This window comes from Micromonospora sp. NPDC085948, from assembly GCF_040686315.1.
In the GTDB taxonomy this organism is placed as follows: Bacteria; Actinomycetota; Actinomycetes; order Mycobacteriales; family Micromonosporaceae; genus Micromonospora.
Map to the genome: position 1 here is coordinate 17,717 of NZ_JBFBJW010000013.1, position 22,894 is coordinate 40,610.

Genomic DNA, 22,894 nt, shown 5'->3' on the forward strand with positions numbered 1-22,894 from the left:
CCTGCGCCGGTCGGCACCGCCGCCGGTCAAGCCGCACACCCGGTCGGTACCGCCGCCGGTCAAGCCGCACACGTGGAAGGAGCCGTGCCATGGCCCTGGATCCGCAGTTGCTCGAGATTCTCGCCTGTCCGGACACGCACCACGCCCCGCTCACCTACGACGCCGAGGCGCAGACGCTCACCTGCACGGAGTGTGGCCGGATCTTCGAGGTCCGCGACGACGTGCCGGTGCTGCTGCTCGACGAGGCGCGCGGCGGCCCGGGGCAGTCCTCATGATCGACGGTACGGCCGGGGTCAGCGGTCGTCGCGACGCCGACGAGGCCCTGCTCGACAACCCGGAGGCGCTGGCCGAGCACGACCCGGGCGGCATGCTCCGGCACACGGCGTCGGCCGGTGCGCAGGTTCGCGAGAGCGCGGCTCTGGCCGCCGAGGCGAACCTGGCGGTCCTCGCCGACGACGGGCGTCCCCGAGCCGTCGTCATCGCCGGTATCGGCACCGCGGGGCGTACCGGGGACGTGTTGGCCACTGTCGCCGGTCCGCGCTGCCCGGTCCCGATCATCGGGCACCGCAGCGCGGGCGTACCCGGCTGGGTGGGCGCGGCGGACGTGGTGATCGCGGTGAGCGCGTCCGGTCGTAGCCCGGAGGCGCTCGGCGCGGCCGAGGCGGCGCACCGGCGGGGTGCCCGGCTGGTCGCCGTGGGTGCCCCCGACTCGCAGTTGCAGTCGATCGCCGAGCAGGCCCGGGCGCCGTTCATTCCGGTGCCCCGGCGTGCCCCGGCCCGAGCCAGCCTCTGGGCGCTCACCATTCCGGTCCTGCTCGCGGCTCGTTCGCTCGGGCTCGTGAAGGTCAACGAGGCGGACCTGGCGGAGACCGCGGCCCGGCTCGACGCGGACGCCGACCGCTGCCGTTCCGCCGCGGAGTCCTTCGTCAACCCGGCGAAGTCGCTGGCCCTGGGCCTGGCCGGCTCGATCCCGATCGTCTGGGGTTCGTCCCCGCTGGCCACCGTGGCCGCCCGCCGGTTCGGCGACACCCTGTCGGCCAACGCCCGCTACCCGGTGGTCACCGGGGCGCTCGGCGAGGCCGGCCGGGGCCGGGTCGGGCTGCTCGACGGCGTCTTCGGCGGCCTGGCCGAGGGCGAGCGGGACATCTTCGCCGACCGGGCGGAGGACGACGGCGAGGGCACCCGGCTGCGGCTCGTGCTGCTGCGCGACGGCGGGCTCAACGCCGAGGACGACACCGACGAGCCGCTGGCCGTCGAGGAGCGCCGCGCGGACGCGGTGCAGACCCTCGCCGAGCGCCGTGGCGTGCGGTGCGACGTGGTGACGGCCGAGGGCGGCTCTGCCCTGGAGCGGCTGGCCTCGCTGATCGCGGTCCCGGATTTCGCCTCGATCTACCTCGCTCTGGCACACGGGCTGGACCCGATGGCCGTACCGGCCATCACCGAGATGAAGGAGCTGTCGAACCAGTGAACGAACGTAGGGGGCGGTGCGTCATGCGCGGACCGGTTGGCTTCGTGCGGCGAAGCGGAGCGGTGGCATGAGCGCGAACGGTGGGACGAAGGCGATTGTCGCCGCCCTGCTGGCCAACATCGGCATCGCCGTCACCAAGTTCGCAGCGTTCCTGCTGACCGGCTCGTCGTCGATGCTGGCCGAGTCGGTCCACTCGGTCGCCGACTCCGGCAACCAGGGCCTCCTGCTGCTCGGCGGCAAGCGGGCTAAGCGGGCGGCCACCCCGGAGCACCCGTTCGGGTACGGCCGGGAGCGCTACATCTACGCGTTCATCGTGTCCATCGTGCTGTTCAGCATCGGTGGCCTGTTCGCCCTCTACGAGGCCTACCACAAGTGGGCGCACCCACACGGCATCACCAAGTGGCACGCGGTGCCGGTGATCGTGCTGGTAGCGGCGATCATCATGGAGTCGTTCTCCTTCCGGACCGCCATCAAGGAGTCCAACCACGTCCGGGGCAACCAGTCCTGGGTGCGTTTCATCCGCCGCGCCAAGGCGCCGGAGTTGCCGGTGGTGCTCCTGGAGGACTTCGGCGCGCTCGTCGGTCTGGTGTTCGCGCTGTTCGGTGTCGGCCTGACGCTGATCACCGGCAACGGCCGGTGGGACGCCGCGGGCACCGCGATGATCGGCATCCTGCTTGTCGTCATCGCCGTGGTCCTGGCCATCGAGACGAAGAGCCTGCTGCTCGGTGAGGGCGCCGAGGCGTCCGACCTGGCCACCATCGAGCGGGCCGTCACCGACGGCCCCGAGGTGGAGCGGATCATCCACATGAAGACGCTCTACCTGGGCCCGGAAGAGCTGATGGTGGCCGCCAAGATCGCCGTTCCGGAGTGGGAGAGCGCCCACGACCTCGCGCGGGGCATCAACGCCGTGGAGGCGCGGATTCGCGCCGCGGTGCCGATCGCCCGGGTGATCTACCTGGAGCCGGACGTCTACAGTGCCGCCGCCGCCGAGGCCGGCACCGGCGCGGCGGCCGACACGGCCGTGCCGCAGGACGCCTCGGGCGAGGCGGCCGGGCGGCCCGGGGGCTGACCTGTGGAGCCACTCTACGGACCGATTCGCGACTACGCCTGGGGTTCCCGCTCGGCCCTCGCACTCCTGCAGGGTCGGGTGGTGCCCAGCACGGGGCCGGAGGCGGAGCTGTGGCTGGGCGCCCACCCGGGCGCTCCGGCCAGAGTGGACCGCTCCGGCCTGCGGGTGAGCCTCTGCGACCTGGTGCGGGACGAGCCGGGGCAGTGGCTCGGTCAGCGGGTCTCCGAGCGATTCGGCGGCCGGCTGCCGTTCCTGCTCAAGGTGCTCGCCGCCGATGCTCCGCTGAGTCTGCAGGCCCACCCGGACGCCGAACAGGCGCGGGCGGGCTACGCGGCCGAGGCCGGGCGTCCCGAGGGACAGCGCAACTATTCCGACCCGCACCACAAGCCGGAGTTGCTCGTCGCACTCACGCCGTTCGAAGCGCTGTGCGGTTTTCGGGATCCGGTGGAGTCGGCCGAGGCGCTCGCCGCGTTCGGTGTACCGGAGTTGGCGCCGGTGGTCGCCGCGTTGCGGGCCGGGCCGCCGGGGTTGCGCACGGCGGTGCGGACGCTGCTCGGCTGGCCGGTCGCCGAGCGTCCCGAGCTGCTGGCCTCGGTGACGGCAGCGCCGGTCGACGGCCCGGACGCGGAGTTGGCCCGCCGGCTGGCCACGGCGTACCCGGCGGATCCGGGCGTGCTGGTGGCGTTGCTGCTGCACCACCTGCGGCTGGTGCCGGGGGAGGCGATCTGGATGCCCGCCGGCAACCTGCACGCCTACCTGAGTGGCTGTGGCGTGGAGATCATGGCGGCCAGCGACAACGTGCTCCGGGGTGGGCTGACCCCGAAGCGGGTGGACGTCGACGAGTTGCTGCGGGTGCTTCGCTTCGAGGTGCTCGACGAGCCGGTGCGAGCTGCGCTGCCGGTGGGTCCGGGTGTCGAGTGTTGGCCGGTGCCGGTGGATGATTTCGCGCTGCACCGGGTGCGGGTGGGCGCGGCGGTGCCCTTGGTCACACTGCCGTTGCCCGGCCCCCGGGTGGTGCTCTGCGCCGGTGGCGCGGTCACCGTGGACGACGGCGCCGGTGCGGTGACGCTGGCGTCCGGCGAGGCGGCGATCGGCACCGCGGCCGGCGAGCCGCTGCGGATCAGCGGTGACGGCGAGGCGTACGTGGCGACCTCCGGATTGCGCTGACCCGTCCGCGCCAACGACGACACAAGTCCGACTTTTCCGGAATAGCTTGACGGCAAGTTGCCTGAGTGTGACTCTATGAGTACGCAGCGTTATCGCGACGACGGTCCGAGAACGTGCGGGGAACCAAACCGGGGGGATGCACGGGGCGGGCGGGACGTGGGCGGGAAAGTCCGCTCATCACCGACCGCCCCGTGCGCTGTCCGTGGACCGTGCCGGACAGGTGGTGACGGCGCGCGTAAGGTGAAGGGTCGGCGTAGACATCGTTCGACAGGAGCTTTCATGACCAGCACCCTCCCGGCGTCCCCCAGCGGTACGCCGTCCGAGGCCCGGCCAAGCACCCTCGCCGAAGGCGACTTCAAGGTGGCGGATCTGTCGCTCGCCGAGTTCGGGCGTAAGGAGATCCAGCTCGCCGAGCACGAGATGCCCGGCCTGATGGCGATTCGCCGTGAGTTCGCCGAGGCGCAGCCGCTCGCCGGCGCGCGGATAACCGGCTCGCTGCACATGACCATCCAGACCGCCGTCCTGATCGAGACGCTGGTCGCCCTCGGCGCGCAGGTGCGCTGGGCTTCCTGCAACATCTTCTCCACCCAGGACCACGCCGCCGCGGCGATCGTCGTCGGCCCGAACGGCACCGCCGACGCCCCCGCCGGCGTCCCGGTGTACGCGTGGAAGGGCGAGACCCTCCCGGAATACTGGTGGTGCACCGAGCAGGTGCTCGCCTGGCCGGACGGGCAGGGCCCCAACATGATCCTCGACGACGGTGGCGACGCCACCCTGCTCGTGCACAAGGGCACCGAGTTCGAGAAGGCCGGGGCGGTCCCGCCGGTCGAGTCCGCCGACTCCGAGGAGTACGCGGTCATCCTGGAGTTGCTGCACCGCTCGCTCGGTGAGGACGGCCAGCGCTGGACCCGGATCTCCGCCGGCATCAAGGGCGTGACCGAGGAGACCACCACCGGCGTGCACCGGCTCTACGAGATGCACCGTGCGGGCACCCTGCTCTTCCCGGCCATCAACGTCAACGACTCGGTGACCAAGAGCAAGTTCGACAACAAGTACGGTTGCCGGCACTCGCTGATCGACGGCATCAACCGGGCCACCGACGTGCTGATCGGCGGCAAGATGGCCGTCGTCATGGGCTACGGCGACGTGGGCAAGGGGTGCGCCGAGTCGTTGCGCGGCCAGGGCGCCCGGGTCGTGGTGACCGAGGTCGACCCGATCTGCGCGTTGCAGGCCGCGATGGACGGCTACCAGGTCGCCACCCTGGACGACGTGGTCGAGCAGGCGGACATCTTCATCACCGCCACCGGTTGCTTCGACGTCATCACCAACGAGCACATGGCCCGGATGAAGCACCAGGCCATCGTCGGCAACATCGGCCACTTCGACAACGAGATCGACATGGCCGGTCTGGCCAAGCGTTCCGACGTGGAGCGGATCAACATCAAGCCGCAGGTCGACCTGTGGCGGTTCGCCGACGGGCACGCCATCATCGTGCTCTCCGAGGGTCGCCTGCTGAACCTGGGCAACGCGACCGGGCACCCGAGCTTCGTGATGTCGAACTCGTTCGCCAACCAGACGATCGCCCAGATCGAGCTGTTCACCAAGACCGAGGAATACCCGATCGGCGTCTACGTGCTGCCCAAGCACCTGGACGAGAAGGTGGCCCGGCTGCACCTGGGCGCGCTCGGCGCCAAGCTGAGCACGCTGACCAAGGAGCAGGCCGCGTACCTGGGTGTCTCGACCGAGGGTCCGTTCAAGCCGGATCACTACCGCTACTGATCAACGCACGTCCGGACCGGGTCGGCTGTTCGCAGCCGGCCCGGTTCGTCGTCTTCCGCCCGGAGTCGGCGGGGTCAGCCCGAACGGGAGTCGCGGCGGGTGGGGCGGAACCACGTCCACACGCACCAGGCCAGCCAGGCGAGGGACACGACTGTGGCCAGCGCCCGCAGGCGCAGCGCGCTGAGCAGCAGGACCACGGCCAGCACCGCCAGCCACGGCAGGAATCCCTTCACGGCGGGCATCCTGCCACAGTCGAAGGGCGGTGTCCGTCGCCGACCGGCCTGGCCTGCGGCGCAGGGGTCGAGTGAGCTTGTCGTGTACGACTTGACGAGGCTCCTGGGCAGGGAGCAAGGTATGCCTGCCCTAAGTTGGTTGAGGCGTACCTGATGAACTCGGAGCCCGGATGTTCGCCACCTACCTGATCGGCCTGCGGGAGGGTCTGGAAGCCACCCTGGTGGTCAGCATCCTGGTCGCCTTCCTGGTGAAGTCGCAGCGCCGGGACCGGCTGCCGCAGGTCTGGGCGGGCGTCGGCCTGGCCGTGGCGCTGTCGGTGCTCTTCGGCTGGCTGATCGAGTACACGTCGACCTCGCTGTTCTCGCGCTACGAGGACCGGGAGCTGTTCGAGGCGATCACCTCGGTCGCCGCCGTGGTCTTCGTCACCTGGATGATCTTCTGGATGCGCCGGGCGGCCCGGACCATCGCCGGCGAGTTGCGGGGAAAGCTGACCGAGGCGCTCGCCGTCGGCTCGTTCGCGGTCGCCGGCATGGCCTTCCTCGCGGTGATCCGGGAGGGTATGGAAACCGCGCTGATCTTCTACTCGGCCGCCCAGGGCGCGGCCGGTGACAGCGGGCCGCTGCTCGCGTTGATCGGCGGCATCGTCACCGCCGTGGTGCTCGGCGCGCTGCTCTCCGCCAGCGCCCTGCGGATCAACCTCACCAGGTTCTTCACCTGGACCGGCGCGCTGCTGATCCTGGTGGCCGCCGGCATCCTCAAGTACGGCGTCCACGACTTCCAGGAGGCTGGCGTCCTGCCCGGCCTGAACGACCTGGCCTTCGACATCACCGGGGCGCTCGACCCGACCACCTGGTACGCGGCCCTGCTCGCCGGCATGTTCAACGTGACGCCCGCGCCCACCGTGCTGGAGACGATCGCCTGGATCGGGTACGCCGTGCCGGTCCTTCTGCTCTTCCTGCGACCGGCCCGCCGCAAGCCGGCACCCGCCGCGACCACCACAGTCACCGAGCGCGGAGCCGACACCGGCACCGAGGCCGAGGCCGAGGCGGCAGCCACGCCGCAGCGTGCCTGACCCCCACGAGGAGAGACAGCTCAGATGCGTACCACCCGATTTTTCGCGCTGGCCGCCGTCGGCGTGCTGGCGACGGCCGGTCTGGCCGCCTGCTCCGACTCCGACAAGGGTGACCCGGCCGCGTCCGGCGGACCGATCGTGGTCAAGGCCAACGACACCGCCTGTGAGGTCGGCACCACCGACCTGGGCGCCGGCACCGCCACCTTCAAGATCACCAACTCCGGCGCGAAGGTGACCGAGTTCTACGTGTACGCCGACGGCGACCGCGTCATGGGCGAGGTGGAGAACATCGCCCCGGGGCTGAGCCGTGAGCTGCACGTGGAGTTGCCGGCCGGCACCTACCAGACGGCCTGCAAGCCCGGGATGAGCGGCAAGGGCATCCGGGGTGCGCTCAAGGTCAGCGGGTCGGCGCAGCCGCTCACCGCCGACGCCGCGTTGGCCGGCGCGGCCGAGAACTACCAGCGCTACGTCAAGAGCCAGACCGACGCGCTGCTGGACAAGACCGAGGAGTTCGTCAGCGCGGTCAAGGCTGGCGACGTGGCGAAGTCCAAGACGCTCTACCCGGTCGCCCGCACCTACTGGGAGCGGATCGAGCCGGTGGCCGAGATCTTCGGCGACCTCGACCCCAAGATCGATGGCCGCGAGGAGGTCATCGAGGAGGGGATGGAGTTCACCGGCTTCCACCGGATCGAGAAGGACCTCTGGCAGTCGGGTGACATCAGCAAGGACGGCCCGATCGCCGACCGCCTGCTGGCGGACGTCAAGGAGATCGTGACCAAGGCCAACGCGGAGAAGCTCTCCCCGCTCCAACTCGCCAACGGTGCCAAGGAACTGCTCGACGAGGTGGCCAGCGGCAAGATCACCGGCGAGGAGGACCGCTACTCGCACACCGACCTGTGGGACTTCGCCGCCAACCTCGAAGGTTCCAAGGCCGCCGTCTCCGCCCTCCGCCCGGCCCTGCAGCAGCGCTCGCCGGAGCTGGTCACGCAGTTGGACACCGAGTTCACGAACGTCGAGGCGCTGCTCGGCAAGCACCGCGACGGCGACGGGTGGAAGCTGCACACCGCACTGAGCAAGGCCGAGCTCAAGGATCTCTCCGACGGGATCAACGCGCTCGCCGAGCCGATCAGCAAGGTCGCCGCAGCCGTCGCGAAGTGACCTTTCGGCAGAAGGAGTCGAGTCGATGAGTGGGAGCAGATTGACCCGGCGCCGGGCGATCACCCTGGCCGGCGCCGGGGTGGCCGGGGTCGCCGGAGTGGCGGCCGGCGCGGGGGCGCTGCTGAACGGCGCCCACGGTCCGGCCGCGGCGAGCGACCACCCGGCCGGGGCGGTGCCGTTCCACGGTGAGCACCAGGCCGGCATCGTCACCCCGGCCCAGGACCGGCTGCACTTCGTCGCCTTCGACGTGATCACGAAGGATCGCGCCCGGCTGGTCGAGCTGCTCGAGGAGTGGACGGCCGCCGCCGCCCGGATGACCGCGGGACGGGACGCCGGCATCCTCGGCGCGGTCGGCGGGATGCCGGAGGCCCCACCGGACGACACCGGCGAGGCGCTCGGTCTGCCCCCGTCGCAGCTCACCCTCACGATCGGCTTCGGACCGACGTTGTTCCGCGACGCCGACGGGCGGGACCGCTTCGGCATCGCCGACCGGCGGCCCGCCGCCCTGTCCGAGCTGCCGAAGTTCCCCGGCGACGCCCTACAGGCGCAGCTCTCCGGCGGTGACCTCTGCGTGCAGGCGTGCGCCAACGATCCGCAGGTCGCCGTACACGCGATCCGCAACCTGGCCCGGCTCGGCATGGGTGTGGTGAGCGTCCGCTGGTCGCAGCTCGGCTTCGGGCGTACCTCCTCGACCTCCCGTGACCAGGCCACCGCGCGCAACCTGTTCGGGTTCAAGGACGGTACGGCCAACCTCAAGGCCGAGGACACCGAGCTGCTGCGCGACCAGTTGTGGGTGCAGCCGGGTGACGGGCCGGACTGGATGACGGGCGGCTCGTACCTGGTGACCCGCAAGATCCGGATGCTGGTGGAGACCTGGGACCGGACCTCCCTGGCCGAGCAGGAGGAGATCGTCGGCCGGACCAAGGGCAGTGGCGCCCCCCTCGGCCGGACCGACGAGTTCGACGAGCCGGACTTCACCGCGCGCGGCGCGGACGGCAAGCCGGTGATCGCCGAGCACGCGCACGTGACGCTGGCCCACCCGAGCCGCAACAACGGCGCCCAACTGCTGCGCCGGGGCTACAACTTCGTCGACGGCTCGGACGGCCTCGGCCGGCTCGACGCGGGCCTCTTCTTCATCGCCTACCAGCGCGACCCGCGCCGCCAGTTCGTGCCGATCCAGACCCAGTTGGCGCGGCACGACGTGCTGAACGAGTACCTGCGGCACGTCTCCAGCGGCGTGTTCGCCTGCCCGCCCGGGGTACGCGACGGCGGCGACCACTGGGGGCGCGCGCTCTTCGGCTGACCCGGGGTCAGGTTGGCGACAGCCGGCCCCGGCCGCGGCTGCGGTGGCGCCGGGTGCCGTCGAAGGGGGATCATGGTGGCAGCCTGGGCCGGAGTCCTCATCCTGTGCCGGGCACCGCAGCCCGTGGCGCCGCCGCCGGGGGTCGCGACGAGCGCTTCTGTGGCGGCACCCTGCGTTACCGGCGGACGCCGGTCCCACCGAACCGAACGAGGATGCAATATTAATCCCATGAGAGCCCGCGTACTGGTGGTCGACGACGACCCCGCGCTCGCCGAGATGCTCGGCATCGTGTTGCGCAGCGAAGGCTTCCAGCCCTCGTTCGTGGCGGACGGCGAGCGGGCGTTGGCCGCCTTTCGTGACAGCCGTCCCGATATCGTGCTGCTCGACCTGATGCTGCCTGGTATGAGCGGTATCGACGTCGCCCGGTCGATTCGGGCGGAGTCCGGCGTGCCCATCGTCATGCTGACCGCCAAGAGCGACACCGTGGACGTCGTGCTCGGCCTGGAGTCCGGTGCCGACGACTACGTGGTCAAGCCGTTCAAGCCCAAGGAGCTGGTCGCCCGGATGCGGGCCCGCCTGCGCCGAGGCGAGGACGTGGCCCCCGAGATGCTGACCATCGGGCCACCCGACAACCAGATCACCATCGACGTGCCCGCGCACACCGTCAGCCGCAACGACGAGGAGGTGAAGCTGACTCCGCTGGAGTTCGACCTGCTGGTCGCGCTCGCCCGCAAGCCGCGTCAGGTCTTCACCCGCGAGGTGCTGCTGGAGCAGGTCTGGGGCTACCGGCACGCGGCCGACACCCGCCTGGTCAACGTGCATGTCCAGCGACTGCGCGCCAAGATCGAGCCGGACCCGGAGCGACCGGAAATCATCCTCACCGTGCGGGGCGTGGGATACAAGGCGGGGACCGGATAGCCTGGTCGCACTGTGTCGACCTCGCCGCCCCCACACTCCCCGAGCACGGCTGCCCGCCGGCCCAGCGCCGGTGGGGAGATCTGGCGCGCGGTGAGCGGCCGGGTCGCCCGGGTGGTGGGCCGCGTGCACCAGACCTGGCGGCGCTCCCTGCAGGTCCGGGTCGTGACCATCACGCTTGTCGCGTCCAGCCTGCTGGTCGGCGGTTTCGCGTTCGTGATCGCTGACAAGATCACCACGATCCTCCTCGACAACGCCCGCAGCGACGTCCGACAGCGGGTGATCAGCGGTGCCAGCTACGCGGCCAAGCAGGTCTCCCTCTACGGCCAGTCGCAGGAGGCGCAGCTCCAGGAGACCATCGACGGGACGGTCAACTACCTGGCCGGCGGCGACCCCCAGCAGACGAGCGGGGTGGTGGTGGCGATCACGGCCGACGGCTACCAGAACGACATCCAGACCCGCACCTCGCCATCGGTGAACGTCCAGTCGCTGATCAGCCCGGAGCTGCGGGCCACGATCGCGGACGGCAAGGTGGCCAGCCAGATCCGCACCGGGCGGCTCACCGGCGAGTCCACCAAATACCTGGTCTACGGCTCGCCGGTGCCCACCCGCTTCGGCCAGATCGAGCTCTACTACCTGGTGCCGTTGACCCGGCAGGACGTCACCGCCGCCGACGCCCGAGCCACCGTCGTCGCCACCGGGGTCGCCCTGGTGATCCTGCTCGGGCTGCTCGCGGCGCTCGTCACCCGGTTGGTCGTCAACCCGGTCCGGGTCGCCGCACGGACCGCCCAGCGACTCTCCGCCGGCCTGCTCGACCAACGCATGGTGGTCAACGGGGAGGACGACCTGGCCCTGCTCGCCGCCTCCTTCAACCAGATGGCCACCAACCTGCAACGGCAGATCCTGCGCCTGGAGGAGATGTCCCGACTACAGCGTCGGTTCACCTCCGACGTCTCACACGAGCTGCGTACCCCGCTGACCACCGTACGGATGGCCGCTGACCTGATCTTCGCCGAGCGCGACGAGTTCGACCCGGCGGTGGCGCGCAGCGCCGAACTGCTCCAGGCCGAGTTGGACCGCTTCGAGGAACTGCTCACCGATCTGCTGGAGATCAGCCGCTTCGACGCGGGTTTCGCCATGCTGGACTCCGAGCCGACCGATCTGGTGCCGGTGGTGCACCGGGTGGTCGACCGGCTGGGCGGCCTGGCCGAGCGGGTGGGCGTACCCATCGAACTCGACCTGCCGGGCACTCCGGTGATCGCCGAGGTCGACCCGCGCCGGGTCGAGCGGGTGCTGCGCAACCTGGTCGGCAACGCCGTCGAGCACGGCGAGGCCCGACCGGTGCTGATTACCCTCGGCGCGGACGAGACCGCCGTGGCGATCACCGTCCGCGACCGTGGCGTGGGGCTCAAGGCGGGCGAGGAGAAGTTGGTGTTCAACCGGTTCTGGCGAGCCGACCCGTCCCGGGCACGGCAGACCGGAGGCACCGGGCTGGGCCTGTCGATCAGCCTGGAGGACGCCCGGCTGCACGGCGGCTGGCTGGAGGCCTGGGGTGCACCCGGGCAGGGCGCGCAGTTCCGGCTCACGCTGCCGGCCCGCGCGGGAGACCGGCTGACCACCTCGCCGCTGCGCCTGGTGCCGGCGGACGCCGCGCTGCCGTTCGGCGGTCCCCGCGACGGTGGCCCGCTGGCCATCGGGCCCGGCACCGGCGGGGCACTGGCGATCGACCCGGCGCCGACCGGGGACGGACAGCGGGCGGAGGTGCGCTCATGAGACGGCCGACCCTGGTCGCGGCGCTCGGCGTGGTGGTACTGCTGGGCGGTGGCTGCGGCATCCCGGCGGCGTCCGACGTGCGGGTGGACGGCAAGGGCGGGACCGCGACGGAGGCCGGCGCGGTCAACGGTCCCGGCAACGAGCCGCCGACGCGAACGGCCAGCGGCAGCGTCAACGAGGCGTTCGTCCGCAACTTCCTGTCCGCCGCCGCCGGAGAGCCGGATCGGGCGTACGAGCGGGTCAAGGCGTTCATCGCCCCGGAGCACAAGTCCCGCCTGCAGGAGAAGAAGGGCAGCGAGGTCGCGCTGAACGTGGTGCGGCTGCGTGAGGCGGTCTACACCCTCAACAGCGACTCGACCACCACGGTGAAGATCACCGTGCAGCAGATCGGCGTCCTGCGGGCCAACGGCATCCTGGCGCCGCCGGTGGCGACCGAGACGGAGTACGAGTTCGGGATCCGCAGCGCGGCGTTGAACGGCGCCGTGAACGACGAGCGGGCCGGGTTGTACATTTTCGACCCGCCGAACGTGCTGCTGCTCAGCGACGCCGCCCTCCGTCGCTACTACCAGGACGAGTCGATCTACTTCTGGAGTTCGGACCGCACGCGCCTCGTGCCCGACCAGCGCTACCGGCCGCTCGCGGTGCCGGATGGGCGCCGGGTCAACGAGGTGGTGAAGTGGCTGGTCGGTGGTCCCTCCGACTGGTTGCGCCCGGGTGTCGTCGGGCTGCCCGATCGCACCGAGCTGATCAACAACGCCACCGGCGGCAACGGTCGCTGGGAGATCAACCTGGACATGTCCGGCGACGACCAGAATGGGATCGACCAGTTGATCACGCAGATCGCCTGGTCGTTGGGGGACCTGCCGGGTGAGCTGGAGCTGAAGATCCGCAACAACTCGCTGCCCGTACAGGACCTGAGCGAGCGACGGAACTCCGATCAGCTCTACCCGATCGCCGAGAGCCCGCAGCGGTTCGGCCTGTACGAGGGCGCCATCCACCCGCTCGACTTCGGCAGCGAACTCAGCGGAACCGTGCCGCTGGCGCCCGAGGCCAACCGCAACATCGTCTCCGCCGACCTGGCCATGGCCAAGGACCAGCGGATCCTCGCCGCGTTGGTGGTCACCGGCAGCAGCGACGGCCGACGCCGCCTCGCGGTGGGTGCGGGTGCCGCGCCGGTCTCCGTCCCCTTCCGCAGCACGTCCGAATACTCCTCGATGAGCCGTCCGGTCTGGTTGCGGTCCGTCGACGCACGCCCCGGCCGCGGCCTGGTCGTCGCCGACGGGCAGCTCTACCGGTTCGACGAGTCGGCGCGGATGTACCAGGTGCCCCTCAACCTGCCCGCCGACGTCAGCGCGGTGGCTGCCGCGCTGGACGGCCAGCGGGTCGCGCTGATCGCCGGTGGCCGGCTCTACGTCGCCGCGGTGAACCTGGACGGCGGGGGCGTCTCCATCGGCCCACCCCGGCAGCTGGCCACCTCGCTGACCGCCCTCACCGCTGTCGACTGGGGCAGCGAGGACCAACTGGTGGTGGCGGGGTCCGTCGGTCAGCCGGCGATCTACGAGATCAGCGTCGACGGCGCGCTGGAGACGCCGCTGCGGACCGACCTCGGTGCCAAGGTCAACCACCTGACGGCGTACCCGACCAACCGCATCGTCCGGGTGCCCAGCGGGGCCTACATGTACGAGGCGAACGGGGTGGCCTACCGCAGCAGCCCCTTCGAACGGATCGAGCCCGGCCGCGTACGCGACATCGCCCCGGTCCCGGCAGGTGTCCGCCCGAGCAACCCGTCGGCACCGTTCTTCCTCTACTGACCGGGTGACGTGGTGACCGGGCTCTGGGCGGACCTCGCCGACCTGGTGTTGCCCACCACCTGCGCGGGTTGTCGGGAGCGCCGGCCCGGCCTGCGGCACGGGGTCTGTCCGGACTGCGTGGCAGCCCTGGGCGCGCTGCGCCCACGGTCGGTCCGTCCGAGGCCCGCGCCGCCGGGCCTGCCGTCCTGCGTCGCCCTCGGCCCCTACGCCGGTCCGCTGCGCGAGGCTCTGCTGGCGTACAAGGACCACGGCCGGCACGGTCTGGCCCGGCCGCTCGGCGCACTGCTCGCCGAGGTTGTCGCGGCGGCGGTCGGCGTGGCTCGTCCCGTGGCGCTGGTCCCGGTCCCGGACACGGCGGTGGCAGCCCGGTCCCGGTACGGGGACCACCTGGACCGGTTGGCCCGGCACTGCGCGGCCCGGCTCAACCAGGGCGGTTGGACGGCGCGGGTGCACCGTCCGCTGCGGGCGCTGCCCCGGCCCGACTCGGTGGGCCTGGACAGCGCCGGGCGCGCGGCGGCGGCCGAGGCCGCGTTCCGGCCGCGCGCCACCGCGAGTGGGGCGCGTGCCGCGGGCGCGCCGGTCGTGGTGCTGCTGGACGACATCGTCACCACAGGCGTGACCCTGGCCGCTGCGGCCCGGGTGCTGAGCGCGACCGGATGGGTGCCGAGTGTCGCCGCGGTGCTCGCCGCGACCCAGAAAAGACACTTCTCGTAACCGACTGTGTTTCCGTTTCACTCGTTGGTGTATCAGCTGCGAAAATCCTGGGAGTCTCGGCAACTTGGGGTGACTGCCGGGCCAACAGGAGTTAGCGTTTCGCTGTCGGGGGTAGGAGGTCGTTCCACCACCCTCGGCGGTGAGAGGAGGCGTAGCCGTACCAGCCGGTCGACGCCAGCGGGTCCCCCCACGGCGCGCGACCGGGTTGCCGGATCGAAGACCGTCCGAACAAGGGAGGTCACGTGGACATCGTGGTCAAGGGCCGAAACGTCGAAGTGCCGGACCATTACCGGGTACACGTAGCCGAGAAACTCGCAAAGATCGAACGCTACGACCACAAACTGATTCGCGTCGATGTCGAGTTGTTTCACGAGCGCAATCCGCGCCAGGCCGAACACTGCCAGCGGGTGGAGATCACCTGCGTTTCCAAGGGTCCGGTGATGCGGGCCGAGGCCTGCACGAACGACTTCTACAGCGCACTCGACGCGGCCATCGCGAAGCTCGACACCCGACTGCGTCGTGCGGCCGACCGCCGTCGCGTACACCGGGGGCGGCACGCACCGATCTCCGTCGCCGAGGCCACCGCGGGCCTGCCGGTCGCCGACCTGGGGACCAGCACGCTGAGCGCGTCGCTCGACGGTGCCCGCGCCGGCACCGCCGTCGCGGAGCGGGTCGAGGAGGAGCACGACGACCAGCCGTGGCACATCGCCCGGGAGAAGGTGCACCCGGCGGAGCCGATGACGATCGACGACGCGCTGTTCGAGATGGAACTTGTCGGCCACGACTTCTACCTGTTCCAGGACAAGGAGTCCGGCCGCCCGAGCGTCGTCTACCGCCGCCACGCCTACGACTACGGCATCATCTCCCTCGCCACCTGACCACCAGCCGATCCGCGGTCACGGGGTTGTGCTGGGGGAGCCCAGCGCAACCCCGTGACCCCCGGCGACGTCAGCGCCGCTCCGCCGGCAGCAGCGCGAAGGTCAAATCGTCCAGGCGGGTGCCCGCCAACCCGGGCAGCCGGCCACGCTGCAGTGCCTCGCGCCGGAACCCGACCCGCTCCAACACGCGGTGCGACGCGGTGTTGTCCGGCACCGTGCCAGCGGTCAGCCGCGCGATACCAGCCGGCCCGAACGCCCAGTCCGCCAGCAGCCGGACCGTCCGGGTCGCGTACCCCCGGCCGCGCCAGCCGGGCAGCAACGCGTAGCCGACCGACGCCTCGCCGGCCGCCACGTCGGTGTACGACAGCCCGCAACTGCCCACCGGCTCCCCGCCGGCCACGTCCGTGATCAACAGTCGGGCGATGTCCCCGGTCAGCCACCCGCTCTCCGCGAGACGACACCGTCGCTCGATCGCCTCCCGCGTCGGCGGCACGGGCGGCGCCTGGTTCGCCACCACCTCGGGTCGACTGTGCAGTCGGTACATCAGCTCGGCGTCGTCCGGCGCGAGCCGGCGCAGGCTCACCACCTGGTCGGTGAGCACCCCGCCGGGCAGGTCGGGCAGCAGCCGGGCGACGGGTCCGGGCGGGTCGTCGGCGAGGCGTACCCAGGCCAGCAGGTCGTGTCGACCCCCCTCGCGGCCCGAACCGGCCGACCGGCGCGAACCCTCGTAGCGGAAACCGGCGGCCAGCGCGGCCCGCTGGCTCGGGCCGTTCTCCGGGTCGGTGAGCAACTCCAGTCGAACCGTTCCGGTGGCGAACGCGTGCTCGCTGAGCGCGCGACTGGCCGCGACGGCCAGCCCGCGTCCACGCGCCGCCGGCCGCAGCCAGTAGCCGATCTCGGCCTGGCCCCGCGCGGGCACCGGGTTGCTCAGCCCCACCGCGCCGAGCAGCCGGTCGGTGGCCGGGTCCGCGACGGCGTACGCCGCGCCGCCGCCGGTCCAGACCGCCGGGGCGCCGACGTCGATCCACCACCGGGCATCGGTCCGGCTGTACGGCGTGGGCAGGTTCGAGACGAAACGTTGGGTCAGCGGGTCCGCGCAGCCGTCGACCACGTCGGCGGCGTCCTCGGCCCGAAGGGGGCGCAGCCGCACGCCGTGCGCCTCGACGACCTGCCGCAGGGCCATCAGACCAGGTCCCTGGCGAGCAGCGCGCCCACCCACGCGTCGACCCGTTCGCCCCGGTGCTGCACCCCGCCCCGGGCGGTCCCCTCGAAGGTGAAGCCCGCCTTCTCCGCCACCCGCCGGGAGGCGGTGTTGCCCACGTTCGCCTTCCACTCGATGCGGGCCAGGCCCAGCGTGGCGCAGCCCCAGGCGCTGAGCGCGACGAGCGCGGCCGGCATGTACCCCCGGCCACGCGCCGCCGGCGCGGTCATGAAGCCGACGTCGGCCAGCAGGGCGTCGGTGGGGGAGAGCCGTAGGGCGATCGTGCCGGCGTACGTGTCGTCCGGGTCGGCGACCACGAAGCAGGCGGCCTGGCCCCGAGCCCAGGTGTCCTGGCCGTAGGCCTGGAACCCCTGCGCGTCGGCCCGCTCGTACGGGTCCGGCACGGTCGTCCAGCGGATGGACTCCGGGTCCCGGCAGGTTTCCACCACGGCATCCAGGTCCTGCTCCTCCATCGGCCGCAGACGCAGCTCACCGGCCCCGACGGTGGCGAACAGGGTGGGCTGCGGGCGGCCGAAGACCGCGGCGCGCCGGGCGGCGAGGGTGCCGGGACCGGCCGGCCCGGTCGCCCCGGGCTCGGGGACCTCGCCGGGCAGCAGCGAGCCGATCCAGCCGTCCGCGTCGGACCGCGTCGGCGGGTTGGCCAGCCGCAGCCGGCCGTCGATCCGGAAACCGGCCCGGAGGGCCACCAGCCGGGAGGCGTGGTTGCCCACCTCGGCGTGCCAGATCAGCCGGCGCAGCCCGAGGGTGTCGAAGGACCAGCGGGCCACGGCCCGGGTGGCCCGGACCATCACGCCCCGGCCGCGTGCCCAGGGGGCGGTCCAGAAACCCACCTCGCCGGTGCCGTCCCGCTCGATGGAGACCAACCCGCACGAGCCGAGAAGTTCACCTGTCGCCGGGTCGCAGACCGCGAACGGCGCCTTGGTCCCCCCCGCCCAGGCCGTCTCGCTCATCTCGGTGACGAAGCTGAGGGCGTGTTCGGGCCGATATGGGCGTGGCACAGTGGTCCAGTACTGAATGTCCGGATCCTGGCACGCCCGGTATACCGCGTCGGCGTCGGTGCCACGCCAGGGCCGCAGCAGCACGCCGTCCTCGATGATCTCCACGGGCTCCACCCGTGCATCGTGCCGCACCGTTCGCCGACGGCGTAACCGGATAACGTTCGAGGGGTGCGCAGGACGCGAATTATGTCGGGTTCGGCGGAGTCGACCACCGCCACCAGTGACCATCGCGCCGATGGAGCGCCTACGATGGTTCGAGACTGTCTAGGGGAGCGTTGATCCGTGTCGATTCTGGAAAAGGTCCTTAACGCGGGCGAGGGCCGCATGGTGCGCCGGCTCAAGGCCATCGCCGCCGCCGTCACCTCGATCGAGGACGACTACGTCAACCTCACCGACGAGGAGCTGGCCGGCATGACCGACCAGTTCCGGGAGCGGCTGGCCGACGGGGAGACCCTCGACGACCTGCTGCCGGAGGCGTTCGCGGTGGCCCGCGAGGCGGCCGCCCGGGTGCTCGGCCAGCGTCCGTACGACGTCCAGGTGATGGGCGGCGCGGCGCTGCACTTCGGCAACATCGCCGAGATGAAGACCGGTGAGGGCAAGACGCTGACCTCGGTCATGGCCGTCTACCTCAACGCGCTGTCCGGCAAGGGCGTGCACGTGATCACGGTCAACGACTACCTCGCCCAGCGTGACGCGGCGTGGATGGGTCGGGTGCACGAGTTCCTCGGGCTGACCGTCGGCGTGGTGCTGCCCAACCGGCCGGCCACCGAGCACAAGGCCGCCTACGAGTGCGACATCACCTACGGCACCAACAACGAGTTCGGCTTCGACTACCTGCGCGACAACATGGCCTGGTCGAAGGACGAGCTGGTGCAGCGCGGCCACAACTTCGCCGTGGTCGACGAGGTCGACTCCATCCTGATCGACGAGGCCCGCACCCCGCTGATCATCTCCGGCCCGGCCGAGCACTCGGCCCGCTGGTACGGCGAGTTCGCCGGGGTCGTGGCCCGGCTCCAGCCCGGCACCGACGGCGAGGGCGACTACGAGGTCGACCACTCCAAGCGCACCATCGCGGTGACCGAGCGGGGTGTCGCCAAGGTCGAGGACCGGCTCGGCATCGACAACCTCTACGAGTCGGTGAACACGCCGCTGGTCGGCTACCTCAACAACGCCATTAAGGCCAAGGAGCTCTACAAGCGCGACAAGGACTACATCGTCAGCGACGGTGAGGTCCTGATCGTCGACGAGTTCACCGGTCGCATCCTGCACGGCCGCCGCTACAACGAGGGCATGCACCAGGCGATCGAGGCCAAGGAGGGGGTGGAGATCAAGCAGGAGAACCAGACTCTTGCCACCATCACCCTGCAGAACTACTTCCGCCTCTACGAGAAGCTGTCCGGGATGACCGGTACGGCGCAGACCGAGGCGAGCGAGTTCAACAAGGTCTACAAGGTCGGCGTCGTGACGATCCCGACCCACCGCCCGATGGTTCGCGAGGACCGGCCGGACGTCATCTACAAGACGGAGAAGGCCAAGTTCAACGCGGTCATCGAGGACATCGCCGAGCGGCACCAACTCGGCCAGCCGGTGCTTGTCGGCACCGTCTCGGTGGAAAACTCCGAGATCCTCTCCCAGTTGCTGCGCCGACGGGGCATCCCGCACAACGTGCTGAACGCCAAGTTCCACGCCCGGGAGGCCGAGATCGTCGCCCAGGCCGGGCGTAAGGGCGCGGTCACCGTGGCCACCAACATGGCCGGCCGCGGCACCGACATCCTGCTCGGCGGCAACCCCGAGTTCCTCGCCGCGAACGAGCTGCGCCAGCGCGGCCTCGACCCGCTGGAAAACGAGGAAGAGTACGCCAAGGCGATGGAGGAGGTCCTTCCCACGTGGAAGCAGGCCTGCGACGTCGAGGCGGAGGAGGTCTCCGCCGCCGGTGGCCTCTACGTGCTGGGCACCGAGCGGCACGAGTCCCGGCGGATCGACAACCAGCTGCGCGGTCGCGCCGGCCGGCAGGGTGACCCGGGCGAGTCCCGTTTCTACCTGTCCCTGCAGGACGAGCTGATGCGGCGGTTCCGGGCCGGGGCGGTCGAGGCGGTGATGGAGCGCTTCAACATCCCGGAGGACGTGCCCATCGAGTCGAAGATGGTCACCCGGCAGATCAAGAGCGCCCAGGCTCAGATCGAGGGCCAGAACGCCGAGATCCGCAAGAACGTGCTGAAGTACGACGAGGTGCTCAACAAGCAGCGCCAGGTCGTCTACGCCGAGCGTCTTCGGGTGCTCAACGGTGAGGACCTCTCCGACCAGGTCCGCAACATGATCGACGACACCGTCGAGGCGTACGTGCGGGGGGCCACCTCCGATGGCTACGGCGAGGACTGGGACCTCGAACAGCTCTGGTCCAGCCTGAAGCAGCTCTACCCGGTCGGCGTGACGATCGAGGAGTTGGAGGAGGACGCCGGCGGCTCGCGGGCCGGTATGGACGCCGACTTCCTGGTCGCCCGCCTCAAGGAGGACGCCAACGCCGCGTACGACAGGCGCGAGGAGGAGGTCGGCACCGAGGGTGTGCGTCAGCTCGAGCGGATGGTGCTGCTCCAGGTCATCGACCGGAAGTGGCGCGAGCACCTCTACGAGATGGACTACCTCCAGGAGGGCATCAACCTCCGGGCGTACGCCCAGCGCGACCCGGTGGTGGAATACCAGCGCGAGGGCTTCGACATGTTCGCCACGATGATGGACGGCATCAAGGAAGAGACGGTCGGCTTCCTCTACAACATCGACGTCCAGGTGACCGAACCGGAGCCGGACGCGGGCTCGGAAGAGGTCGCGCTGCTGGACAAGCCGGTGGAGATCCGAGCCAAGGGCCTCAACCAGGCACCGCGGCGGCAGGGCCTGCAATACTCGGCTCCCACCATCGACGGTGAGGCCAGCCCAGGCGCTCCCGTCATCGAGCAGGCCGAGCAGCAGGCTCCGGCGCTCGGTGTGGGCCGCCCCGCCCCGGGCGCTCCGGCGGCACCGGGCCGGACCGCTCCGTCCGCCCCGCAACGTCCGGCGGCCGGTCTGCGCGGCCCGGCGGTTCCGTCGGCCGCCTCCCGCCGGCCGTCAGCCAACCAGGCGGAGGCGAGCAACGGCCCGTCCCGCAACGCGCCGTGCCCGTGTGGCTCGGGCCGCAAGTACAAGCGCTGCCACGGCGCCCCCAACGGCGGCAACTGACCAACAGCACCTGACGAACGGGTCCCGGCCAGACAGGCCGGGACCCGTTCGTCGTCTCCAACCCGCGCGCACCCGCTCACACCGCGCCGCGGCATCGCAGGCTTCGGGCCGTCCGTGGGTCTGCCCCGCGCGCCGATGATCGACTCGACGTCACGGAAGTCGGGGTGTCAGCGACCGACTGACGGCCCGCCTACCTGAAACGCGAGTCGATCAAGCCCGCCCCGCCCCGGTCCGGGCAGGTTGCGGTCAGAGGACGTGCAGGGCGGTGCAGAGCCAGCGGCCCCGACGGTGCTCCAGGCGGAGTGCCATGGCCCAGCTCCGACCGCCCGCGCCGGTGAGGACGGCCGCCGCCTCGACCGCGGCGTCCCGTGGCTCGCAGACCCGCATGCGCAGCAACCGGACCAGGGGTCGACCGGCCCGACGGCGAGGTGCCCCGGCCCGCCCGGACGCGCAGGTCGACCCGGTCAGTAGCTGACCTGCTCGGGCCAGCTCGGTCAGCAGGTCGGTCGCTTGGGCCGGGTCGAGCAGTGCCCGCACCTGGGCCGGGGACCGGTAGCCGTTGATCACCTCCAGGCAGGTGCCGACGAAGCGATGCGCGGCTCGGGTGGCTTCCGGGGCGGTCGCCGGTGGTAGCGGCGTCACCGGGTGGGTGGTGGACCGGCTCGGCACCGGGCGGAGGGCACTCCGGCGCTCCGGTGGTCGGACCGGGTCTGGCCGGGTCGAGGCGAACAGGTCCAGGGCGAGCTGGCCGTGGACGGGTGCCGGCCAGTACGACCCGTCGGCCTCGTCGGCGTACGGCGGGTCGATGGGCGGGACGGGGCGCAGCCGCACGGGCGGTCGGGAAGGGCCGGGTCGCGCCTCGCTCATCATGGACCCCTTCGATCTTGCGTTTGCCTTCGTTTGCCTCCGACAGCCCTAATTCTCGGCGAGAAAGTGGCCTCCGTCAATGGTCCGCCGACCATCGCGTGCCTCGCCGGCATGATCCACGCGGTGGTGCCGAAGGCGCGGTATCAGCCACCCCGCCTTCCAGAAACGGAGTGGATCAAGCGCGGTGCGGTAGGTGTCGGGCTGGGTCGTGGAGGAGGGGCGACTACTCCGGATCGCGGTCAACCAGCGGGTTGCTCTGCACCCACTCGGCGGTCTCGGAATACTTGCGCGCTATGTACTCCTCCAGCCGAGCGCGCTCGACGCGCCACTGGCCCCGTCCACCGATCTTGATCGCCGGCAGTTCACCGCTGCGCACCATGTGGTAGACCTGCGAGTCCGACACGTTCAGTTCGGTGGCGACGTCGGAGAGCAACAGGAACCTTGGCTCCACACGAACTCCCGGGGTTGATGTCGTTTGGTTCAGTTTGCCATCGACCGCCCAGCCCGCCCAGCACCTGGCCAGCCTGCCGGAAGTCGACCGCGCGGGACACACCGCGCGGAAACTTCCGCCGGCCGGAGTCGGGGTGTATGACGGTCACGGCGTGCGGCATGATCTGCGCCCGTGCCGGTGGACGCCGGTGCAGGACGAAGCGGGGGAGACGACCGGTGACCGATGACCGAGTCCGGGTGTACGTGCCGGCGACCGTACCGATGGTGGCCCGCCTGCGCGCGGAAGGGCTGGCCGCCGACCAGGCGCATGCGGTGACCCCGGCGCTGCGCGAGTGGTACGCCGAGGGCGACGAGGAGGAGTTGGAGTACGTCGCGTTCACCCGGGCCGCCCAGGATGCGCTGCACCTGCTCCGGGCCGACCCGTCCGCTCCCCGCCGCCGCGTCGTCGTGTCGGTCGACCTGCCGGCGAGCGCGCTCGGACGGGGCGACGGTGAGTTGGGGTCCAGCACGGTGACGCTGGCCGAGGCCGTGCCGGTGGCTGCCGTCGCGGCCCTGCACGTGGACGGTACGGACGCGGTCGAGGATGTCGCCGCAGCGGCCGAGGTGGTGGCCGAGGCGGCGGCCGGCGATCCCGACGCCCAGTTCACCGTCGATGGCGCGGAGGACCACGAGCTGGAGTGGTACGACGTGACGGAGCTGGACCTGCTGCTACACGCGGCGAGCTGAGCCGGCCAACGGAAGGTCGCGCAACATCCTTGTTGTAGTGGCATCCCCCTGGACCCGACACCACTACAACAAGGATCGAG

The 22,894-nt window shown here is 71.2% G+C and carries 20 protein-coding genes; 15 read left to right on the plus strand and 5 right to left on the minus strand.

The window, feature by feature from the left end; genetic code table 11:
• The first annotated feature begins 89 nt into the window (after positions 1-89).
• The 5 genes from AB0O48_RS26595 (at position 90) to ahcY (ending at position 5,483) form a co-directional block, all read left to right on the plus strand.
• Positions 90-275 (plus strand): Trm112 family protein, encoded by a 186-nt coding sequence (locus tag AB0O48_RS26595; protein ID WP_091394023.1) that lies wholly within the window; start codon positions 90-92, stop codon positions 273-275.
• Positions 272-1,468 (plus strand): SIS domain-containing protein, encoded by a 1,197-nt coding sequence (locus AB0O48_RS26600; RefSeq protein WP_357241990.1) that lies wholly within the window; start codon positions 272-274, stop codon positions 1,466-1,468. Before AB0O48_RS26595 ends, AB0O48_RS26600 begins: the two co-directional genes overlap by 4 nt.
• A gap of 67 nt (positions 1,469-1,535) precedes the next feature.
• Positions 1,536-2,537 carry a cation diffusion facilitator family transporter gene (locus AB0O48_RS26605; protein WP_357241993.1) on the plus strand — a complete coding sequence of 334 codons (1,002 nt, stop codon included), beginning with the start codon at positions 1,536-1,538 and terminating at the stop codon, positions 2,535-2,537.
• Between the two features lie 3 nt (positions 2,538-2,540).
• A complete protein-coding gene (gene manA / locus AB0O48_RS26610; protein WP_365069009.1) occupies positions 2,541-3,704 on the plus strand; it encodes a mannose-6-phosphate isomerase, class I in 1,164 nt (387 codons plus the stop codon).
• Between the two features lie 279 nt (positions 3,705-3,983).
• Complete coding sequence (gene ahcY / locus AB0O48_RS26615) at positions 3,984-5,483, plus strand: adenosylhomocysteinase (RefSeq protein WP_357241999.1); 1,500 nt, start codon at positions 3,984-3,986, stop codon at positions 5,481-5,483.
• Positions 5,484-5,557: 74 nt separating this feature from the next.
• On the opposite strand, the gene AB0O48_RS26620 is transcribed toward ahcY, so the two are convergent.
• On the minus strand, positions 5,558-5,716 hold the full coding sequence (locus AB0O48_RS26620) for a hypothetical protein (protein WP_357376384.1): 159 nt from the start codon (positions 5,714-5,716) through the stop codon (positions 5,558-5,560).
• Positions 5,717-5,886: 170 nt separating this feature from the next.
• Here AB0O48_RS26620 and efeU point away from each other — a divergent pair, with 170 nt between their 5' ends.
• The 8 genes from efeU (at position 5,887) to raiA (ending at position 15,341) form a co-directional block, all read left to right on the plus strand.
• On the plus strand, positions 5,887-6,789 hold the full coding sequence (gene efeU, locus AB0O48_RS26625; protein WP_357242004.1) for an iron uptake transporter permease EfeU: 903 nt from the start codon (positions 5,887-5,889) through the stop codon (positions 6,787-6,789).
• Between the two features lie 24 nt (positions 6,790-6,813).
• A complete protein-coding gene (efeO, locus tag AB0O48_RS26630) occupies positions 6,814-7,947 on the plus strand; it encodes an iron uptake system protein EfeO (RefSeq protein WP_357242007.1) in 1,134 nt (377 codons plus the stop codon).
• Between the two features lie 25 nt (positions 7,948-7,972).
• Positions 7,973-9,250: an iron uptake transporter deferrochelatase/peroxidase subunit gene (efeB, locus tag AB0O48_RS26635; protein WP_357242010.1), complete on the plus strand. Its 1,278-nt coding sequence runs from the start codon at positions 7,973-7,975 to the stop codon at positions 9,248-9,250.
• Positions 9,251-9,478: 228 nt separating this feature from the next.
• On the plus strand, positions 9,479-10,168 hold the full coding sequence (gene mtrA / locus AB0O48_RS26640) for an MtrAB system response regulator MtrA (RefSeq protein ID WP_110564421.1): 690 nt from the start codon (positions 9,479-9,481) through the stop codon (positions 10,166-10,168).
• Positions 10,169-10,180: 12 nt separating this feature from the next.
• Complete coding sequence (mtrB, locus tag AB0O48_RS26645) at positions 10,181-11,938, plus strand: MtrAB system histidine kinase MtrB (protein WP_357572417.1); 1,758 nt, start codon at positions 10,181-10,183, stop codon at positions 11,936-11,938.
• Positions 11,935-13,749: an LpqB family beta-propeller domain-containing protein gene (locus tag AB0O48_RS26650; RefSeq protein WP_357242016.1), complete on the plus strand. Its 1,815-nt coding sequence runs from the start codon at positions 11,935-11,937 to the stop codon at positions 13,747-13,749. Before mtrB ends, AB0O48_RS26650 begins: the two co-directional genes overlap by 4 nt.
• A 12-nt stretch (positions 13,750-13,761) precedes the next feature.
• Positions 13,762-14,463 carry a ComF family protein gene (locus tag AB0O48_RS26655; RefSeq protein WP_357572418.1) on the plus strand — a complete coding sequence of 234 codons (702 nt, stop codon included), beginning with the start codon at positions 13,762-13,764 and terminating at the stop codon, positions 14,461-14,463.
• Positions 14,464-14,705: 242 nt separating this feature from the next.
• Complete coding sequence (raiA, locus tag AB0O48_RS26660; RefSeq protein ID WP_357242022.1) at positions 14,706-15,341, plus strand: ribosome-associated translation inhibitor RaiA; 636 nt, start codon at positions 14,706-14,708, stop codon at positions 15,339-15,341.
• 70 nt (positions 15,342-15,411) lie between these two features.
• Here raiA and AB0O48_RS26665 read toward each other — a convergent pair whose 3' ends face one another.
• Complete coding sequence (locus AB0O48_RS26665; protein ID WP_357242025.1) at positions 15,412-16,524, minus strand: GNAT family N-acetyltransferase; 1,113 nt, start codon at positions 16,522-16,524, stop codon at positions 15,412-15,414.
• Positions 16,524-17,675, minus strand: coding sequence for a GNAT family N-acetyltransferase (locus AB0O48_RS26670; protein ID WP_357242028.1), 1,152 nt, complete (start codon positions 17,673-17,675; stop codon positions 16,524-16,526). Before AB0O48_RS26670 ends, AB0O48_RS26665 begins: the two co-directional genes overlap by 1 nt.
• 168 nt (positions 17,676-17,843) lie before the next feature.
• On the opposite strand from AB0O48_RS26670, the gene secA reads away from it, so the two are divergent.
• On the plus strand, positions 17,844-20,771 hold the full coding sequence (secA, locus tag AB0O48_RS26675) for a preprotein translocase subunit SecA (RefSeq protein WP_357242031.1): 2,928 nt from the start codon (positions 17,844-17,846) through the stop codon (positions 20,769-20,771).
• Positions 20,772-21,017: 246 nt separating this feature from the next.
• Here secA and AB0O48_RS26680 read toward each other — a convergent pair whose 3' ends face one another.
• A complete protein-coding gene (locus AB0O48_RS26680; protein ID WP_365069017.1) occupies positions 21,018-21,641 on the minus strand; it encodes an Rv3235 family protein in 624 nt (207 codons plus the stop codon).
• A 220-nt stretch (positions 21,642-21,861) separates the two neighbouring features.
• Entirely contained in the window at positions 21,862-22,089 is a 228-nt protein-coding gene (locus AB0O48_RS26685; protein ID WP_357071774.1) for a helix-turn-helix domain-containing protein, read from the minus strand.
• A 215-nt stretch (positions 22,090-22,304) separates the two neighbouring features.
• Here AB0O48_RS26685 and AB0O48_RS26690 point away from each other — a divergent pair, with 215 nt between their 5' ends.
• A complete protein-coding gene (locus AB0O48_RS26690; RefSeq protein ID WP_357572420.1) occupies positions 22,305-22,814 on the plus strand; it encodes a hypothetical protein in 510 nt (169 codons plus the stop codon).
• Positions 22,815-22,894: the final 80 nt, after the last annotated feature.

What these genes read in the sequence shown, in the direction of transcription:
- AB0O48_RS26665 (WP_357242025.1), bottom strand. Translation starts at nt 16,524, where the DNA reads ATGGCCCTGCGGCAGGTCGTCGAGGCGCACGGCGTGCGGCTGCGCCCC.
- AB0O48_RS26680 (WP_365069017.1), bottom strand. Translation starts at nt 21,641, where the DNA reads ATGATGAGCGAGGCGCGACCCGGCCCTTCCCGACCGCCCGTGCGGCTG.
- efeO (WP_357242007.1), top strand. Translation starts at nt 6,814, where the DNA reads ATGCGTACCACCCGATTTTTCGCGCTGGCCGCCGTCGGCGTGCTGGCG.
- AB0O48_RS26600 (WP_357241990.1), top strand. Translation starts at nt 272, where the DNA reads ATGATCGACGGTACGGCCGGGGTCAGCGGTCGTCGCGACGCCGACGAG.
- AB0O48_RS26650 (WP_357242016.1), top strand. Translation starts at nt 11,935, where the DNA reads ATGAGACGGCCGACCCTGGTCGCGGCGCTCGGCGTGGTGGTACTGCTG.
- efeB (WP_357242010.1), top strand. Translation starts at nt 7,973, where the DNA reads ATGAGTGGGAGCAGATTGACCCGGCGCCGGGCGATCACCCTGGCCGGC.
- efeU (WP_357242004.1), top strand. Translation starts at nt 5,887, where the DNA reads ATGTTCGCCACCTACCTGATCGGCCTGCGGGAGGGTCTGGAAGCCACC.
- ahcY (WP_357241999.1), top strand. Translation starts at nt 3,984, where the DNA reads ATGACCAGCACCCTCCCGGCGTCCCCCAGCGGTACGCCGTCCGAGGCC.
- AB0O48_RS26605 (WP_357241993.1), top strand. Translation starts at nt 1,536, where the DNA reads ATGAGCGCGAACGGTGGGACGAAGGCGATTGTCGCCGCCCTGCTGGCC.
- AB0O48_RS26595 (WP_091394023.1), top strand. Translation starts at nt 90, where the DNA reads ATGGCCCTGGATCCGCAGTTGCTCGAGATTCTCGCCTGTCCGGACACG.
- mtrA (WP_110564421.1), top strand. Translation starts at nt 9,479, where the DNA reads ATGAGAGCCCGCGTACTGGTGGTCGACGACGACCCCGCGCTCGCCGAG.